Raw genomic sequence first — 15,061 nt, 5'->3', positions numbered from 1 at the left:
AAACCAGACCTAGGGTGCGATGCATGGGACAGAGAGCAGATCGGCGCGCGGTGGCCGCGGCGTCGGTGACGGTGGTGCTGTGGGCGTCGGCGTTCGTCGCGATCCGCAGTGCCGGGACTGAGTTCGGCGCCGGCGCGCTGGCGCTGGGCCGGATGCTCACCGGGGCGCTGGCCCTCGGCGTGATCTGCCTGGTGCGGCGCGAGGGCCTGCCGCCCCGCGCCGCCTGGCCCGGCATCGTCGCCTCCGGCGTGCTGTGGTTCGGCCTCTACATGATCGCCCTCAACTGGGGCGAGCAGCTGGTGGACGCGGGCACGGCGGCGCTGGTGGTCAACATCGGCCCGATCCTCATCGCGCTGCTGGGCGGCTGGCTGCTGAAGGAGGGCTTCCCGCCGCGGCTGATGGCCGGGATGGCGGTGTCGTTCGCCGGGGCGGCGGTCGTGGGGCTGTCGATGTCGGGCGAGGGACGCGCCTCGCTGCTGGGGGTCGTGCTGTGCCTGGTCGCCGCCGTCACCTACGCGGCGGGCGTGGTGAGCCAGAAGCCCGCGCTGCGGCACGCCTCGGCGTTGCAGGCCACCACCTGGGGCTGCGTGATCGGCGCGGTGGCGTGCCTGCCGTTCGCCGGGCAGCTGGTCGACCAGCTCGGCGACGCCTCGCCCGCCGCGATCGGCAACATGGTCTACCTCGGTGTCTTCCCGACCGCACTGGCGTTCACGACCTGGGCGTACGCGCTGGCCCGCACCTCGGCGGGCAACATGGGCGCCACCACCTACGCCGCGCCGGCGCTGGTGGTGCTGATGTCGTGGGCGCTGCTGGCCGAGGTCCCCGGATGGCTGACCCTGGCCGGCGGCATGCTGTGCCTGGCGGGCGTCGCGGTGTCCCGCAGCCGCCCCCGCCGCCCGGCCCCGGTCGACGCCCCGGTCGACGACCCGGCCCCCGAGGCCGTCGCCGAAGGAGCCACCGAGACGCCCGTGCGCTGACGGTGTGACCGGTTGCGGACGGGGCCGCCACCCAACCGCACCCTCCGGGTGACTGTTCCCGGGGGGCGCGGCCGGGGTGCACTGGTCCCCGAACGCCTCCAGGGGGACGCCATGCAGCACACGCCGCCGTTCGGGGTCGCGTCGCCGTTCCTGGCCGCCGGGGCCCTCGCCGCGGTCCTGACCGGCTGCGGCGGGGACGGCGGCGGGTCCTCCGGGGGCGGCTCCTGCCGGGGCGACCGCTGCGTGGGCCAGAGCCCCGTCACGACCCGCTGCGCCGACAGCGGCCGCCGGCTGGAGACCCGGGACATCGACCGCAACACCGGCGACCCCGAGACCAGCCACCGGGTCGCCACCGCCGAGCTGTGGCGGTCCCGGCGCTGCGGGTCCGCCTGGATCCGCATCGTGAACCGGGACGGCGCGGCCTCCGCCGAGGACGTCGCGGCCGCCGCGATGCTGGTGTGGCTGCGCTGGCGGGAGGTCCCGGCCACCCGGGGACAGGACCTGTCGGGGTTCACCGCCGGGTGGGAGGTCCACTCCCGCGTCCGCGTGGGCGGCCGGGAGGGCGGCGGCGGCGAGCGCTGGTCCACGATGATCGGCACCGCGCGGCGCGGCGACCGCTTCCAGATGTGCGTCCACGACCTGTTCCACCGCGACGACGGCGAGGCCCCGGTCGCCGGGTCCTGGGACTGCACGCCCCGCGGCCAGGGCTGATCGCGGACCTCCGGGCGACCACCCGCCGTGACCGGTCACTCCGGGCAGTCGCCCATGCTCATCCTCCGGACTGATGAGATGCACCCGGAAACGCCCTTAAACTCGCTTCGATGGACACGACGGTTGCTGATCCCCTCGTCGGGCAGGTGCTCGACGGGCGCTACCGCATTGAGTCCCGGATCGCCCGCGGCGGGATGGCCACGGTCTACGTGGCGCGCGACATCAGGCTGGACCGCACGGTCGCCATCAAGGTGATGCACGCCCATCTCGCGGCCGACGACGACTTCGTGCGGCGCTTCATCGACGAGGCCAAGGCGGCCGCGGCGCTCTCCCACCCCAACGTGGTGGCGGTCTACGACCAGCGCACCGACGGCGAGCACGTGTTCCTGGTGATGGAGTACGTGCCGGGACGCACCCTGCGGGACCTGCTGAGCGAGCGCGAACGGCTCGGCCCGCGCGCGGCGCTGGAGATCATGCAGCCGGTGCTGGCCGCCCTCGGCGCGGCGCACCGCGCGGGCCTGGTGCACCGGGACGTCAAGCCGGAGAACGTGCTGATCGCCGAGGACGGCCAGGCCAAGGTCGCCGACTTCGGGCTGGCCCGGGCCGAGACCGCCAGCAAGATGACCCGCACCGGCGTGATCATCGGAACGGTCGGGTACCTGGCGCCCGAGCAGGTCCTGGCGGGCCGGGCCGACGTCCGCTCCGACGTCTACGCCGCCGGGATCCTGCTCTACGAGCTGCTGACCGGCGAGCTGCCGCACCGCGGCGACACCCCGCTCGCCGTCGCCTACAAGCACGTCAACGAGGTCGTCCCGCCGCCGTCGGCCGCCGTTCCCGGCCTGCCGCCGCAGGTGGACGCCCTCGTCTCCCGCGCCACCTCGCACGACCCGGCGCAGCGCCCGCAGGACGCCAACGCGTTCCTGGCGGCCGTCGCCGAGGTGGCCAACGGCCTGCCGCCCGGCATCGACGAGCGCCTCGCGGACCAGCTCGACGGGCACAACGCCACCTCCGTCCTGCCGACGCCCGCGCCCGCGCCCGTCAGCGACGGCCGCACCGCCGTCTACGACGGCGCCGCGATCCCGCCGGGCGCGACCCGGACCATGGCCCCGGGCGGGATCCCGCCCGCGGGACCGCACACCGCGCCGCCCCGGCCGCGCGGCGCCGGCGACCGCGTCATCGGCGCGCTCACCGGGCGCTACGTGCTGATCGCCATCGGCACCATCGCGGCCGTGGTGCTGGGCTGGGCGGTCTGGTACCAGGTGTCGGGCCAGTACGAGCACGTCCCGAACACCATCGTCGGCATGACCGTCTCCGACGCGCGCAGCACGTTGCAGGGCAAGGGTCTGACCGTCCAGGTGGGCCGGCAGAAGGTCTACAGCGACCGGGTCAGCAAGGGCCGGGTCGCCAGGACCGACCCGGCGCCCGGCACCCGCCTGACGCAGGGCCAGGCCGTCACCCTCTACGAGTCCAAGGGCCGCGAGCCCAAACGGGTCCCCGACGTCGTCGGCAAGTCGCAGTCGGAGGCGACGCGGACGTTGCGGGACGAGGGCTTCACCGTCGGGCAGGTGCGCCGCGCCTCGTCCCAGTCGGTCCCCAAGGACCACGTCGTGTCCACCTCGCCGCGCGCCGGGGACATGCAGTCCCCCGACGAGCCGGTCGGGCTGGTGGTCAGCAACGGGATGACGATGCCGTCGCTGGTCGGCCAGAACGGCGAGGACGCCGCCGACCAGCTGCGCGGCATGGGCCTGGACGTCAAGGTCGAGAAGAGCAAGGACGGCTCCCGGCCGCCGAACACGGTGCTGAGCCAGAACCCGCCCGCGGGCACCGCCGTGTCCCGCGACGACCGCGTCACCCTGGTCGTCAACAAGAAGGACTGCCTGTTCGGCGACTTCCTGTGCGACGAGGGGCCGCGCCGCGGCGGCGGGGACGACGAGCAGCTCCCGATCCCCACGGTGATCGGCCGCACCTTCGGCGAGGCCCGCCAGGCGCTGGAGAGCTCCGGTTTCAGGATGAGGGTCGGCAGCCGCCGCCTCGGCGACCGGGTCATCGGCCAGAACCCCCTGGGCAACGCGCCCCGGGGCTCGGTGGTCACCGTCTGGGGCTGATCCTCCCGCGCCGCCTCCCCCGCCTCCGCCGCCGGGCCCCGGCCGGGTCGCGGCCCGACCTGGCCGGGGCCCGGCGTCTCCGCGGCTAGGCTGGGCGGCCTATGACGACTCTCAAGAGCCCCATCGGGGCCCATGTTCCGGTGGCCGGGGGCCTGGCGACGGGGGGCCTGAAGTACGCCGCCGAGATCGGCGCCGAGACGGTCCAGGTGTTCACCTCCAACCCGCGCGGGTGGGCCCTGCCCGAAGGAAAGCCCGAGGAGGACGCCAGGCTGCTGGAGCGGTCCGGCGAGATCCCGGTGTTCGTGCACGCCCCGTACCTGGTCAACTTCGGCACCCCCAGCGCCGAGACGCTGGAGAAGTCCCTGGCCACGGTGCGGCACTCGCTGCGCCGGGGCCGCGCGATCGGCGCGCGCGGCGTGGTCGTGCACACCGGCTCGGCGGTCAGCCAGAGCTACGACGCGGCGATGAAGCAGGTGCGCGAGCACGTGCTGCCGCTGCTGGAGGAGATCCCCGAGGACGGCCCGGACCTGCTGCTGGAGCCGATGGCCGGGCAGGGCGCGATGCTGTGCGCGAAGGTGCTCGACCTCGGCGAGTACTTCGACCGCCTGGAGCGCCACCCCAAGCTGGGCGTGTGCCTGGACACCTGCCACGCGTTCGCCGCCGGGCACGACCTGGCCGCGCCGGACGGCGTCGAGCGGACCATCGCGGACCTGGTCGCGACCGTCGGCCCCGGCCGCCTCAAGCTGGTCCACGCCAACGACTCCAAGGACGTGTGCGGCTCCTGCAAGGACCGGCACGAGAACATCGGCAAGGGCCACATCGGCGAGGAGCCGTTCGCGGCGCTGCTGCGGCACCCGGAGGTGGCGGGGGTGCCGTTCGTCATCGAGACGCCGGGCCGCGACGCCGGGCCGCACCGGACCGACGTGGACGTCCTCAAGCGCCTCCGGGACGCCTGAGCCCGGCGCCCGGGCCCGCAAAAAGGACTCAGGTGCCGCTGAACAACCCCCCGACTGTCCAGCGGCACCTGAGCCGTACACCGTCGGATCCCACCCCCCCGGTACGGGATCCGCCGGCTCTGATCCGGCGCGCGACTCGCGCCCGCCGGATCTCCGGTGTTGTCTTGTGCGGGGCTCCGCGCCGTCACCGGCGCCCGCTCCCCGGAGCGGTGCGGCGTCCTGCCGCCACGGAGAACACTAGAGGTGTTCTGATACCGAACGGGGGACGGGAAACGCCACCCTCGATAAACGGTCAGTAGTCAGCGTTATACGTAGAGTAACCGGGCGACGAGCGGTCGGTCCGCCGCGACGAACGGCCGGGCGCGTGCCCGGGAACGGTCCAGCCGGGGCGCGGCGGGTGTCGCCGGAGTGTCGCGGGTCCCTCGCGGGGGTCGTTCCGCGCGGTCAGCGGATGACGATCTCTTCGGGCAGGTGCATCCGCGCCATCGCGCGGTCGGCGCGGCGCGGCACGCTCCGCCGGGTGGCCAGCGACACCCCGACCATGACGGCGAACGAGATCGGCGCGACCACCAGCGCGGGCTGCTCCAGCAGCGCCGCGGGCCAGCCCGTCCACGGGCCGCCGAACAGCGCCGCCACGCCCGCCGCGACCGCCAGCCCACCACCGACCACCAGGCCCGCCCCGGCCCCGGCGGCGGTCAGCCCGCGCCACCACAGGCCCAGCACCAGCAGCGGGCACAGCGAGCACGCCGAGACCGTCAGCGCCAGCGTGACCAGCACCGCCGACCCCAGCGTCCCGATCTCCGACACCAGCGCCAGCGGCACCACCAGCGCGAACACCACGCCCAGCCGGAACACCGTGACGCTGCCGCGCCCCACGCACTGCGCCACCGTTCCGGCGATGGCCACCACGATCCCGCAGGAGGTGGAGATGAACGCCGCGAACGCCCCGGCCGCCACCAGCCCGGTCAGCAGCGCCCCCGCCGGGTCGGGCAGCAGCTGCTGCGGCAGCATCAGGATCGTCGCGTCGGTGTCGCCGGTCATCAGCAGCTCGGGCATGTAGACGCGGCCCAGCGCGCCGTACAGGGCCGGGAAGACGTAGAACAGCGACAGCAGCACCGGCACCATCGCGGCCGTGCGGCGGGCGGCCCGGCCGCAGGTGTTGGTGTAGAAGCGCATCAGGATGTGCGGCAGCCCCACGGTGCCCAGCACCACACCCAGCAGCGCCGAGTAGACGGCGTACAGGCCGTGGTCCAGGGACGCGCCGTCGGGCATCGACCAGCGCGTGCCGTCACGCGCGGGCACGTGGTCGACGTGCGGCACCCGCGCGCCCGCCGGGAACGTCAGCGTCGCGCCCTCCCCGACGGTGTGCCCGCCCGGCGCCAGCGTCAGGTCCGCGCCGTCGTGCGCGGCGCCGTCCACGGTCCCGGTGACGCGCACCCGCGTGGGGTGGGCCACCCGGACGGTCACGCCCGTCTCCACCCGCACGTCGGTGACGCGTTCGAAGCGCGGCGGCCCGCCGGTCGTGGGGTCGGCCGCGCCGTCCAGCTGCCACACCGACAGCACCGCCACGGCGGGCACCGCGACCGCCACCAGCTTGATCCAGAACTGCACGGCCTGCACCGCGGTGATGCTGCGCATGCCGCCCGACAGCACCAGCAGCAGCACCACGGCGACGACCACGGCCCAGCCCGCCCACACCGGCGCGCGGGTCAGCACCCGCAGCGTCACGCCCACGCCCTGGAACTGCGGCAGCAGGTAGAACCAGCCGATGAAGATCACGCACCAGGACACCAGCCGCCGCACGACCCGCGAGCCCAGCCGCCACTCGGCGAAGTCGGAGATCGTGTAGGCGCCCGAGCGGCGCAGCGGCGCGGTCACCAGCGCCAGCAGCAGCACGTACCCGGCGACCGCGCCGAGCGGCAGCCACAGCATGTCCGCGCCGTGCGCCAGCACTAGCCCGGCGGTGCCGAGGAACGCCGCCGCCGAGATGTACTCGCTGCTGATCGCCGAGGCGTTCCACAGCGGGGTCACGCCGCGCGAGGCGACCAGGAAGTCGGAGGTGGTGCGCTCGGTGCGGCGGCGGCCGTAGGAGCCCAGCACGGCCGTCAGGCCCAGCACCGCGACCAGCGCGGCCAGCGCGGCCGTCACCGCCATGACGATCACGACCGCTCCACCAGGCGCAGGAAGTCGCGTTCGGTGCGCTCGGCCCGGCGGGCGTGCCGGACCGCCAGCCCGATCCACAGCGGTTGCAGGCCGAGCGCCAGCAGCAGCCACGGCAGCGGCACGCCGTGCACGCGGGCCTGCGCCAGCGCCGGGACCTGGAACAGCAACGGCAGCGCCACCAGCACCCCCGCGACGGCCGCGCAGGTCGCCAGCGCCGAGCGGAGCTGGGCGCGGATCAGGGACCGGACGTAGACCGCGCCCAGCTCGGTCTGCTCGTCCAGGTCGCGGGCGACGCTCCAGTGCGCCGCCGGGCGGTCGCCGCGCCCCGGATCGGTCCGGGCCTGGTCCGCGCGCGCCCGGTCGGCGCGGGCCCGGTCCGCGCGGGCACGGGCGGCACGGGCGCGGCCGGTGCGGACGCCGGTCACCACGACCCGGCGCGGCCTCTCTCGGTGGGGTTCGTCGCCGGGCTCGGCGAGCGTCTCGGCGGGCGGGCCCATGGCCGGCTCAGGCATCGGGCCCCTCCCCCCGGATCGCCTCGTTGTGCCGGAACCGGCGGACCAGCAGGTCGCGCACCTCCCGGGTGTGGCGGCGGCTCACCGGCAGCAGCTCCTCCCCCACCTGGACGGCGGCGCGGCCCCCGTCGAAGCGCAGCTCGCTGATGTGCGCCGAGGCGACCAGCGTGCTGCGGTGGATGCGGATGAACCCGGCCGCCTCCCACCGCCGCGCCAGCGACGCCAGCGACATGCGCACCAGGTAGCTGCCCTCGTCGGTGTGCAGCCGCACGTAGTCGCCCTGCGCCTCGACGTGGGTGACCGAGCTGCGCGGCACCAGGCGGGTGCGCCCGCCGAGCTCGACCGGGACCATCTCGTCCTCGGCGGGCGGGCCCCCCTCCGACGGCAGCGCCCGGTGCACGGCCTCGTCGACGCGGCGGACCGCCTCGGCGAGCCGTTCGGGCCGCACCGGCTTGAGCAGGTAGTCCAGGGCGCCCAGCTCGTAGGCGGCCACCGCGCAGTCGTCGTGCGCGGTGACGAACACCACCTCGGGCGGCGCGGCGAACCCGGTCAGCAGCCGGGAGAAGTCCAGCCCGTCCAGCCCCGGCATGCGGATGTCGAGGAAGACGGCGTCGAGGCGGTCCCCCGCGACCAGCATGCGGCTGAGGTTGCGCAGCGCGGCGGCGGCGTCGCCCGCGCCGGTGGCCTGCTCGATGCGGGGATCCTCCCGCAGCAGGTAGCACAGCTCTTCGAGGGCGGGCAGCTCGTCGTCGACGGCCAGGACGCGCAGCATACAGAGGACCTTGCCGCGATTACGGTCCGCACGCAATAGGTTTCGTCAGGTAAGGGCCCCCGCTAGTCCGGGAAGACCCCCGGCCGGTACTTCGGCACCCGGAGGCTGACCTTGGTCCCGGCGCCCGGCGCGGTCTCCACCGTCAGGCCGTACTCGTCGCCGTAGACCTGGCGCATCCGCTCGTCGACGTTGGCCAGGCCGATGCCCGCGCCACCGCGGTCGCGCCCGGGGCCCGGCGACAGCGCGCCCGCCGACAGGATCCCGCGCAGACGCTCGGGGTCCATGCCGACGCCGTCGTCCTCCACGCTGATCGTCGCCTCCGGACCGGCGTCCCGCGCCACGATCTTGATGTGGAACTCGGTGCGCGCGCCCTCCATGCCGTGCCGGATGGAGTTCTCCACCAGCGGCTGGAGCGACAGGAACGGCACCGCCACCGGCAGCACCTCGGGGGCGACCTCCACGCTGAAGTGCAGCCGGTCGCCGAACCGGGCCCGTTCCAGCAGCAGGTAGCGGTCGATGGAGCGCAGCTCGTCGGCCAGGGTGGTGAAGTCGCGGGGGTTGCGGAACGAGTAGCGGGCGAAGTCGGCGAAGTCCAGCAGCAGCTCGCGGGCGCGTTCGGGGTCGGTGCGCACGAACGAGGCGATGGTGGTCAGCGAGTTGTAGACGAAGTGCGGGGAGATCTGGGCGCGCAGCGCCCGCATCTCGGCCTCGGCGAGCCGGGCGCGGGAGGAGTCCAGCTCGGCCAGCTCCAGCTGCCCGGCGACCCAGCGGGCGACCTCCCCGACCGCGCGCACCCGGGCGGCCGAGGCGCTCGGCCCGTAGACGGCCAGCACGCCCGTCACGCGGCCCTCGACCGTCAGCGGGGCCAGCATCCCCACCCGGATCCGGCACGCCGGGTCGTCGCACGTCAGCGCGTCGGGAGTGAGCACGCGGGGGCGTCCGCCGTTCAGCACCGGGCGGGCCTGGCAGGCCGCGCCGGCCGAGTGGCGGTCGCCGCCCTCGCCGTCCCAGACCAGCAGCTCGCCGTCCGCCTCCTCGGCGTCCGCGTCCGCGCCGGCGTCGTCGTCGGCGGGCCGGACGGCGACCAGCGCGACCGCCTCGGCGCCCAGCAGGGCGCGCAGGTGCCGGGCGGCCCTGCGGGCCGACTCGCGGGTCAGGCCCGCGCGCAGCGACGGGGAGGCGCGGGAGATGGTGTGCAGGGCCCGGAACGTCGCCTCGTCGGCGGGCGTGCCGAACCCGTGGCGCCGCGCCCGCAGCAGGGACGGCAGGGTGCGGCCCGCGGTCCCGGCGAACACCGCCACGAAGACGGCCCCGACCAGCATGAGGACGGACGGTGCGGACATGGGAACTCACGGTAACGTGAGAATTCCATCACCGCAGTCCTTTCGGGGTTCTCCGCGCCCCCGGGGCACCGCCGCGACGGCGGTTCAGAGCGGCGGCGACTCCCCGTCCTCCTCCTGGTAGGAGTAGCGCTGCTCGCGCCAGGGGTCGGCGACGTTGTGGTAGCCGCGCTCCTCCCAGAACCCGCGCCGGTCCTTGACCATGTACTCGATGGCGCGGACCCACTTGACGCTCTTCCACGCGTACAGGTGGGGCACCACCATCCGGACGGGGAAGCCGTGGTCGGGGGTGAGGCGCCCGCCGTCGCGGTGGGTGGCCAGCATCGCCCCGTCGGCCAGGAAGTCGCCCATGCGGACGTTGGCGCTGTAGCCGTACTCGGCCCACACCATGACGTGCGTGACGTCGGGATGGGGCGGGGCGAGCTCGACGATCGCCGAGCCGGGCACCCCCTCCCAGGCGATGTCGGGGATCGTGAACTTGGTGACGCAGTGGAAGTCGGCGACCGTGGTGACGCGCGGCAGGGCGTCGAACTCGTCCCAGGTCCACCGGTGCTGCCCGCCGTCGGCGGTGGCGCCGAAGACACGCAGATCCCAGTCCTTGGGACGGAACTTGGGGACCGGGCCGTAGTGCAGGACCGGCCAGCCGCGGGGGATGTACTGCCCTGGCGGCAGTGGCTTCTCGGGTGGGGACATGACGCGGGACATCCTCCCACCCGGCGTGAGGTGTGCCACGCCCGGGGGTGCGGTCCCCACGGCGACCGTTCATCGGCTAGCCTGTGACCCATGCGCAACCTCGTCTATCTGTTTTGGTTCGACCAGCCCGGGAGGCTGGTCTGCCAGACGTTGCGCTGACAGACCTCAGTCAAAGAGCCCCGGGCCTCCGTAGCCCGGGGCTCTTTGTCGTTTCAGGGGTTCCACCCACCACCGGAGAGGCAGCAGTACATGGTCGTCGTCATGGCCCCGGGGGCCACCGAAGCGGATATCGAGCGCGTCGTCTCACTGGTCGAGACGGCCGGGGGCGACGCGTTCGTCAGCCGGGGCGTGGAACGCACCATCATCGGCCTGGTCGGGGACGTGCAGCAGTTCGGCTCGCTGAACCTGCGCTCGCTGAACGGCGTCAGCGACGTCATCCGCATCTCGGCCCCCTACAAGCTGGTCAGCCGGGAGAACCACCCCGAGCGTTCGATCGTGCGGGTCGGCGGCGTGCCGGTCGGCCCCGGCACCATGACGCTGATCGCCGGTCCGTGCGCGGTCGAGACGCCCGAGCAGACCCTCGCGGCGGCCGAGATGGCGCGGGCGGCGGGCGCGACGCTGCTGCGCGGCGGCGCGTTCAAGCCGCGCACCTCGCCCTACGCCTTCCAGGGCCTGGGTGAGACCGGCCTGAAGATCCTCGCCGACGTGCGCGAGGAGACCGGGATGCCGATCGTGACCGAGGTGGTGGACGCCGCCGACGTCGAGCTGGTCGCCTCCTACGCCGACATGCTCCAGATCGGCACCCGCAACGCGCAGAACTTCGCGCTGCTGCAGGCCGCCGGCGAGGCGGGCAAGCCGGTGCTGCTCAAGCGCGGCATGAGCGGCACGATCGAGGAGTGGCTGATGGCCGCCGAGTACATCGCCCAGCGCGGCAACCTGGACATCGTGCTGTGCGAACGCGGCATCCGCACCTTCGAGAAGGCCACCCGCAACACCCTGGACATCTCCGCCGTCCCGGTCGCCCAGCGGATGTCGCACCTGCCGGTGATCGTGGACCCGTCGCACTCGGGCGGCCACCGCGACCTGGTGCTGCCCCTGACCCGCGCCGCCATCGCCGTCGGCGCCGACGGCGTCATCATCGACGTCCACCCCCACCCCGAGACCGCGCTGTGCGACGGCCCGCAGGCCCTGGTCGACGGTGACCTGCGCGAGCTGGCCAAGGTCGTGCGGACGCTGCCGCCGCTGGTCGACCGGGTGCTGACCGCGGCCCCCGAGGCCGTTCCGGCCTGACCCCGCGCCCGCGCCGGGCGCCGCCTCTCCCCCTCCCCGCCGTGGTCGGGTCATCCCACGACGACCGGCCCGGTCACGGCGGGTGGTAGGGTCCCGTCCATGGCGTACTGGACCCCTGCCTGCGGACCGCCCCGCTCCTGACCGGGGCGCGGCGATCCCTCCTGATCCTCGTGTGACGACCCCGCGCTGACGCGCGCCGGGGTCCGTTCTCCTGCGCCCCGGATCCGAATCATCCCTGTCGATTCGAGTCCAGGAGCGTTTCCTCCAGTGTCCGTACGCGCTGATTCCGCACGCACCGATTCCGCACGCCCCTCCGCCCTGCGCACCGGTGGCGCCGACATCCTGCTGGCCGCGTGCCTGTGGGGCACCACCGGCACCGTCCGCACCTTCGCCCCCGAGGCCTCCAGCCTGTCGATCTCCGCCGTCCGCATCGTGCTGGGCGGCCTGGTCCTGGCGGTCCTCGTCGGGTGCACCGGGCGCGGCGGGGCCCTGCGCGCCCTGCTGGGCACGCGCCGCGGCCTCGTCCTGATCGCGCTGGGGGCGGTGGCGATCTCCGTCTACCAGACGGCGTTCTTCACCGCCGCCGCCCGCACCGGGGTGGCGATCGGCACCGTCGTCACCATCGGCAGCGCCCCGGCGTTCAGCGGGCTGCTCGGCGTCCTCACCCGCCAGTCCCGGCTGACCGGGCGCTGGGTGCTGGCCACCGCCGGAGCCGTGAGCGGCTGCGCGCTGCTGGTCGGCGGCGGCGAGGACGCGGGGGCCGACCCGCTCGGCATCGCCCTGGCGCTGCTGTCGGGCCTGTCCTACGCGGTCTACGCCACGGTGGCCGCCACCCTGATCACCCGGGGTCACCAGGACCGCGTCGTCGCCGGCGCCCTGTTCGGCACGGCGGGGCTGCTGTTCCTGCCGGTCCTGCTGGTGAACGTCCCGGCCTGGGCGTTCACCGGGACCGGCGCGGTGATCGCCCTGTACCTGGGCGTGATCACCACCGGCGGCGGCTACCTGCTGTTCGCGCGCGGGCTGCGCACCACCCCCGCCACGACGGCCACCACGCTGACCCTGGCCGAACCGGCGGTGGCGGCCCTGCTCGGCGTGGCCGTGCTCGGCGAGCGCCTGGGCGTCCTCTCCCTGACGGGCCTGACCCTGCTGGCGGCGAGCCTGGTGATCCTCGTCTGGCCGAACCGCCGCTGAATTTCAACCAGGGAAAAAATTGGTGTCAGCTTGGTCCCCCTCCTCACGGGGGATCCGCGGCTGGAGCGCGTCGCTGGCCGCGATGCGCTCCGCCGCGTCCTGGCCGCCTACGGTGAGGCGGCTGGGACGCGTGACTCACGCCCCGCGTTCCACGCGGCCTCGCCCAGCCGGGCGATGTTGCGGGAAGCGTTCAGGTCCGCGTGCGCAACGACGCCGCAGCTCCGACATACGAACCGGGCCTGGCTCACCCGGTTGGTCCTCTCACGGTGCCCGCAATCAGCGCAGGTCCGGCTGGTGTAGGCGGGGTTCACCCTGACCAGCGCGACACCCGCACGGCGGGCCTTGTACTCCAGGAACTCCGCGAGCTGGTGAAAACTCCAGGAGTGCAGGATGGCCCGTTGGGACCGGTGCGACCGTTCCCGGTCGCGGATGCCCGAAAGATCTTCCAGGGCGATTCCGCGTCCGGTGCGTTCGGCCTCGGCCACGACCTGCTTAGAGATGCGGTGATTGATGTTCCGTGCGTGCCGTGCTTCCCTGCGGCGGCGTTTCCTCAGCAGCCGCCTGGCGGACCTGGTTCGCTTGGCCTGCAGCTTGGCTCGCAACGCGGCCTGGCGTCTGCGGTGCCGGTTCAGTCCGCGCCCGACATGTCGTGCGCCGTCGCTCGTGGTGGCGATGTTCGCGATGCCGAGGTCCACGCCGATGAACCCGTTCGGCTCGGCCACCGGCGGGGCGGGAACCTCGCAGGTGGCCATGAGGAACCACATCCCGTCCCGGAAGACCAGATCCGTCTCGCCCTTGCGGTGGGCGAAGAGCATCTCAAGATCACCGCCGGAGCAGGAGAAGCGGATTCCCCTCTTCCGGCCATGTACCGTCCAGATCGACACCGTCCAGGCGTGGAGCTGCCAGGACAGGCAACGGTCGTCGAACGGATGCGCCGCGTCGGGGCGAAAGGCGATCGGCTTGGACTCGGCCCTGCGACGCCGTTCGCCGCGCAGGAAACCGGATCGTATCTGGCCCGCCAGAACGGCATAGGCGCCGCAGACCTTCTTGATGACGTGTTGCGCCGCCTGTGCGCCGAGCCCACGCTCCTTCAGACCCGCGTAGGTCAGTTTCCGCAGTGCGTACTCGCGCTTGACGCCGTGCGCGAACGCCGTTCGAGAAACCTCGTTCGCCGCCTTGTTAACAGCGTGCAAGGTCGCGCCGAGAGCGGCCGCGTCCTCGGCCGAGGGCTCGAGCTTCACCCGCACCACGACGTACACGCCCAGAAGCGTAACGTGATCATTCGCTTACACGATGAAACCTTCACTCTCGCGTGCATTGATCGCGCTCACCGAGGGAGCGCGGCGGCGGTCGCGGATCGGCCTGGTAGCCGTCTGTTCATAAGGCGAGAAGAAAAGTGGTCTAAACCACTCGCCAGATGGTGGTGGGGCGGGGATGATGCTCGGCATGACTACGGGTGACGGCGACACCGGTCGGCTGTTTCCGGAGGATCTCGGAGACGTCGATCCGGTCGCCGCGGTGATGCTGGCCGACGCCTGCCGGGCCATCGCCGCCTACCCCGAACTCGTCGTGGTGGGGGCGCTGTTCACCGCCACCGAGCGGGTGGTGGACGGCTGGCAGGTCGTGTGTCCGTACGACCCGCTGCCCCAGGGGGCGCGGGAGATGCTGGCCGACCATCTCGGTGACCGGGCGGCGCTCGCCGGTGGCGGCGCCGCCCGGGAGCTGGGCGCGGCGGCGCGGTCGCTGCGGGCCGGGCCGCGCGACGAGGTGCGCGCCGACGGGCGGCGGTTCCGGATCGTGCGGATCGAGCAGCTGGTGCGGACCGGGCTCGACGGGCCCGAGCCGCCCCGGCCCACCGATCCCGATCCGCGCGCCGACGGGCGGCGGCCCGTCCCGGCACGCCCCTACGAGCTGCTGCGGGACGGGGCCGGGGTGCCCGAGTCGGCCGCCGGGGAGCTGCTGTGCCAGGTGCTGGACGCGGCCGCCCGGACCGGCGCCGAGCCCGCCGAGGGGTTCTGGGTGCCGGTGCCGCTGGCGCCGGCGTTCACCGTCGCCGAACGCGTCGAGGGTCGCTGGCAGCCGGTCGGGCGGCTGTACGACGCGCCGCGGCAGGCCCGGGACTCGCTGGCCACCTACTTCCGGCACGTGGTCCCGGCGGTGGAGCGGCCGGACGAGGCCGCGCTGGCCGAGTACGCGCGGGCCGCGGCGGCGATGCGGGACGGGACCCGCCGCAACGGGATCGCCGTGGCGGGCCGCCGGTTCCGGATCGTGCGGATCGAGCGGATCACGCTGCTGGGGCCGGACGGCCCCGAGCCGCCCCGCCCCACCGACGCGGACGTGGCCGGGTAGGG

General features: G+C 74.0%; 13 protein-coding genes. 7 read left to right on the top strand and 6 right to left on the bottom strand.

Annotation, left to right across the window (positions count from 1 at the left end; all coding sequences use genetic code 11):
- The first annotated feature begins 23 nt into the window (after window positions 1–23).
- From HNR61_RS49390 to HNR61_RS25425, 4 genes are all read left to right on the top strand, one after another.
- A complete protein-coding gene (locus HNR61_RS49390) occupies window positions 24–977 on the top strand; it encodes a DMT family transporter (RefSeq protein ID WP_182845719.1) in 954 nt (317 codons plus the stop codon).
- Between the two features lie 111 nt (window positions 978–1,088).
- Window positions 1,089–1,688, top strand: a complete 600-nt coding sequence (locus tag HNR61_RS25435; RefSeq protein WP_182845718.1) for a DUF2690 domain-containing protein — start codon at window positions 1,089–1,091, stop codon at window positions 1,686–1,688.
- A gap of 110 nt (window positions 1,689–1,798) precedes the next feature.
- Window positions 1,799–3,793, top strand: coding sequence for a Stk1 family PASTA domain-containing Ser/Thr kinase (gene pknB / locus HNR61_RS25430; protein ID WP_182845717.1), 1,995 nt, complete (start codon window positions 1,799–1,801; stop codon window positions 3,791–3,793).
- Window positions 3,794–3,894: 101 nt separating this feature from the next.
- Complete coding sequence (locus tag HNR61_RS25425) at window positions 3,895–4,749, top strand: deoxyribonuclease IV (protein ID WP_182845716.1); 855 nt, start codon at window positions 3,895–3,897, stop codon at window positions 4,747–4,749.
- A gap of 444 nt (window positions 4,750–5,193) precedes the next feature.
- Here HNR61_RS25425 and HNR61_RS25420 read toward each other — a convergent pair whose 3' ends face one another.
- The 5 genes from HNR61_RS25420 to HNR61_RS25400 all read right to left on the bottom strand — a co-directional run bounded on the left by HNR61_RS25420 (window position 5,194) and on the right by HNR61_RS25400 (window position 10,229).
- The gene (locus HNR61_RS25420) at window positions 5,194–6,903 is read right to left on the bottom strand and encodes a sodium/solute symporter (RefSeq protein WP_182846040.1); all 1,710 of its coding nucleotides are present in this window, start codon (window positions 6,901–6,903) and stop codon (window positions 5,194–5,196) included.
- A 5-nt stretch (window positions 6,904–6,908) separates the two neighbouring features.
- Window positions 6,909–7,424, bottom strand: coding sequence for a hypothetical protein (locus HNR61_RS25415; protein WP_246443781.1), 516 nt, complete (start codon window positions 7,422–7,424; stop codon window positions 6,909–6,911).
- Window positions 7,417–8,196, bottom strand: a complete 780-nt coding sequence (locus tag HNR61_RS25410; RefSeq protein ID WP_182845715.1) for a LytR/AlgR family response regulator transcription factor — start codon at window positions 8,194–8,196, stop codon at window positions 7,417–7,419. Before HNR61_RS25410 ends, HNR61_RS25415 begins: the two co-directional genes overlap by 8 nt.
- 62 nt (window positions 8,197–8,258) lie before the next feature.
- Window positions 8,259–9,539, bottom strand: a complete 1,281-nt coding sequence (locus HNR61_RS25405; RefSeq protein ID WP_182845714.1) for a sensor histidine kinase — start codon at window positions 9,537–9,539, stop codon at window positions 8,259–8,261.
- Between the two features lie 84 nt (window positions 9,540–9,623).
- Window positions 9,624–10,229, bottom strand: a complete 606-nt coding sequence (locus tag HNR61_RS25400) for a sulfite oxidase-like oxidoreductase (protein WP_246443780.1) — start codon at window positions 10,227–10,229, stop codon at window positions 9,624–9,626.
- 249 nt (window positions 10,230–10,478) lie between these two features.
- Here HNR61_RS25400 and aroF point away from each other — a divergent pair, with 249 nt between their 5' ends.
- Window positions 10,479–11,519 carry a 3-deoxy-7-phosphoheptulonate synthase gene (aroF, locus tag HNR61_RS25395; RefSeq protein ID WP_067811458.1) on the top strand — a complete coding sequence of 347 codons (1,041 nt, stop codon included), beginning with the start codon at window positions 10,479–10,481 and terminating at the stop codon, window positions 11,517–11,519.
- A gap of 267 nt (window positions 11,520–11,786) precedes the next feature.
- Window positions 11,787–12,710: an EamA family transporter gene (locus HNR61_RS25390; RefSeq protein WP_182845712.1), complete on the top strand. Its 924-nt coding sequence runs from the start codon at window positions 11,787–11,789 to the stop codon at window positions 12,708–12,710.
- 107 nt (window positions 12,711–12,817) lie between these two features.
- Here HNR61_RS25390 and HNR61_RS25385 read toward each other — a convergent pair whose 3' ends face one another.
- Window positions 12,818–13,969 carry an RNA-guided endonuclease InsQ/TnpB family protein gene (locus HNR61_RS25385; RefSeq protein ID WP_182845711.1) on the bottom strand — a complete coding sequence of 384 codons (1,152 nt, stop codon included), beginning with the start codon at window positions 13,967–13,969 and terminating at the stop codon, window positions 12,818–12,820.
- A gap of 187 nt (window positions 13,970–14,156) precedes the next feature.
- On the opposite strand from HNR61_RS25385, the gene HNR61_RS25380 reads away from it, so the two are divergent.
- Window positions 14,157–15,059 carry a DUF5954 family protein gene (locus HNR61_RS25380; RefSeq protein ID WP_182845710.1) on the top strand — a complete coding sequence of 301 codons (903 nt, stop codon included), beginning with the start codon at window positions 14,157–14,159 and terminating at the stop codon, window positions 15,057–15,059.
- Window positions 15,060–15,061: the final 2 nt, after the last annotated feature.

The sequence above is a fragment of the Actinomadura kijaniata genome, from assembly GCF_014138665.1.
In the GTDB taxonomy this organism is placed as follows: domain Bacteria; phylum Actinomycetota; class Actinomycetes; order Streptosporangiales; family Streptosporangiaceae; genus Spirillospora; species Spirillospora kijaniata.
Note: the sequence above shows the minus strand (reverse complement) of the source record. Positions and strands in the feature narration are given on the sequence as shown.